This is a genomic window from Micrococcus sp. HMSC31B01, assembly GCF_001816085.1.
GTDB lineage: Bacteria > Actinomycetota > Actinomycetes > Actinomycetales > Micrococcaceae > Micrococcus > Micrococcus luteus.
In genome coordinates this window covers 1-2,390 of sequence record NZ_KV825109.1, presented here as the reverse complement: position 1 = coordinate 2,390, position 2,390 = coordinate 1, and the positions used below count along the sequence as shown (strand labels likewise).

General features: G+C 75.0%; 2 protein-coding genes. One reads left to right on the top strand and one right to left on the bottom strand.

Annotated elements, in window-relative coordinates; all coding sequences use genetic code 11:
• Window positions 1-120 precede the first annotated feature (120 nt).
• Window positions 121-1,629 (top strand): sensor histidine kinase, encoded by a 1,509-nt coding sequence (locus HMPREF3105_RS06065; RefSeq protein ID WP_036316015.1) that lies wholly within the window; start codon window positions 121-123, stop codon window positions 1,627-1,629.
• A gap of 62 nt (window positions 1,630-1,691) precedes the next feature.
• Here HMPREF3105_RS06065 and HMPREF3105_RS06060 read toward each other — a convergent pair whose 3' ends face one another.
• Entirely contained in the window at window positions 1,692-1,940 is a 249-nt protein-coding gene (locus HMPREF3105_RS06060; RefSeq protein ID WP_002854852.1) for a WhiB family transcriptional regulator, read from the bottom strand.
• Between the last annotated feature and the right edge of the window lie 450 nt (window positions 1,941-2,390).

The window sequence follows — 2,390 nt, the reverse complement described above, 5'->3', positions numbered from 1 at the left end:
CCCCGCCCGCCGCGGACGGCACCGCGCACGGCCCTCGCAGACCATCGCCGCCGTGTCGTCCGACGCCGCCCGCGACGCCACGGACCCGGGCCGCCCGGCACGTCGCCGTACCCTGATCCCATGGTCAGTTCGCTCGCGCAGGACCCCCTGACGTCGCACCCGGACATCGGAGACGAGGACCGCGCCTGGCTGCAGCGGCTCGTGGGGGACTGGCAGCTCGTGGCAGACCTGGCGCTCGCGGACCTCGTGCTCTGGTGCCCCGTGCCCCGCCGCGACGAGGCCGGAGGGTTCGTCGCGCTCGCCCAGGTCCGGCCCTTCACCGCTCCCACCCTCTTCCACCGCGACATCGTGGGCTCGCGCGCCCGCGCGGACCTGCGGGCCGTCGTCGGGCAGACGTGGCATGGCGGGGAGCGGGCCGAGGGGGCCGGCCCCGTCGAGGCCCCGGGAGGCACGCTGCAGGTGCGTCTGTGGCCGGTGGTCCGCGCCGGGAGGGTCATCGCGGTCGTCTCCGCGCACGCGGACCCGAACGGCCGGCCGGCGCGCTCGGTGATCGAGGAGAACTACAGCCGGACGGCCAGCACCCTGCTGGACATGATGCAGCACGGCCGCTGGCCGGCGCCCGAGGAGCCCTCCGGCCTCTGGGCGGGCGGCACGCCGCGGGTGGGGGACGGCCTCGTCGTGCTCGGGCCGGACTCGGTCGCCGAGTTCACCAGTCCCAACGCGGTCTCCGCCCTGCGCCGGCTGGGCATCGCCTCGACCCTCGAGGGGCACCGGCTCACCGACGTGCTGGCCAGCACCGAGGCCGCCCGCGTTCCCACCGACGAGGGGACGTGGGCGGTGCTCACCGGCCTGCGTGCCGGACGGCGGGAGGTGCAGTCCGGCGGGGCGTCCCTCACGGTGCGCTCCGTCCCCCTGCTCGGTCCGGACGGCTGGCAGGGGGCGCTGCTGCTGCTGCGCGACGTGACCGAGCTGCGCCGCCAGGAGCAGCGTCTGCTCACCAAGGACGCGACCATCCGCGAGATCCACCACCGCGTCAAGAACAACCTGCAGACCGTGGGATCGCTGCTGCGCATGCAGGCGCGGCGCACGTCCTCGCCCGAGGCGGAGCGTGCGCTGCGTCAGGCGATGCAGCGGGTGGACACGATCGCCCTCGTCCACCAGACGCTGAGCGAGGAGATCGAGGACCAGGTCCCCGTGGACGGTCTGCTGCAGCGGCAGTTCCGCCTGGCCGTCGAGGTGGCCGGGGACGGGCGGCCGCTGCAGGTCGCGGTCACGGGCGAGTTCGGTGAACTGCCCTCCCACGTGACCACGCCGCTGGCGCTGGTGCTCAATGAGCTGGCGGCCAACGCCGTCGAGCACGGCACGGCGCCGGGCGGTGGCTGCGTGGGCCTGCACGCCGACCGCGAGTCGACCCCCGCGGGAACGGTGCTGGTCGTGTCCGTGACGGACGGCGGCCCCGCCGCCCCCGACGGATGGGTGCCGGGGGAGTCTCCCCGCGCGGGCGAGGGATCGGGGCTCGGCCTGCGCATCGTGCACTCGCTCGTGGAGGGGGACCTGCGCGGCACCCTGCGCTGGGAGCGGTCCGACGACGGCGGCACGCGCGTCGTGCTGCGACTGCCCCTGACGTGAGCCCGGCCGGGCATGACGACGGCCCCGTCGACGAGGTCGACGGGGCCGGTGGTCCGGGTGGGTCAGGAGGCGCGGCGGGCGCGCGCCGCGCGGCGCTTCATGGCGCGCCGCTCGTCCTCGCTCATGCCGCCCCAGACGCCCGAGTCCTGGCCGGACTCCATGGCCCACTTCAGGCACGTGTCCACGACCTCACACGAACGGCACACCGCCTTGGCCTCCTCGATCTGCAGGAGGGCGGGGCCGGTGTTGCCCACGGGGAAGAACAGCTCCGGGTCCTTGTCCAGGCACGCTGCTTTACTGCGCCAATCCATCGGTCCGCTCACTTTCTGTCGGAAGAGCCGGAGCCCGCGGGCGCCGGTGGTCACGGCCTCCGCCGGCGGCGGGCGCGGGGGCCTGCGCGGACGACGCGCGGCACGACCGATACGGAGGGCGACCCTGGTCATTGCAACGGGGACCGCTTTCGTACGAACGCGGCCCCCGGAAATCTTTCGCGTGCCATCCTCGCACGGCCCTCACGAGTGAACAAGAGGTGAATGAGGTGCATCACCGCACCTCCCAGTGAGTCCTTGGTCACACCCATGCCCGGGGCGGCGCGTCGCCGCGGACCTGGCCCGCGCACCGCCCGGCGTACGGTGGGGGACACGTCCGTCCCCGCAGCCGTCCCGCAGGAGAGGCCCCATGGCACAGTCCCGCCGCCCCGACCCCGTCGCCCCGTCCGAGTCGTCGGGCGCCGACGCGACGACGGTCCCGCCCCGCCCCGG

What these genes read in the sequence shown, in the direction of transcription:
- HMPREF3105_RS06065 (WP_036316015.1), top strand. Translation starts at nt 121, where the DNA reads ATGGTCAGTTCGCTCGCGCAGGACCCCCTGACGTCGCACCCGGACATC.
- HMPREF3105_RS06060 (WP_002854852.1), bottom strand. Translation starts at nt 1,940, where the DNA reads ATGGATTGGCGCAGTAAAGCAGCGTGCCTGGACAAGGACCCGGAGCTG.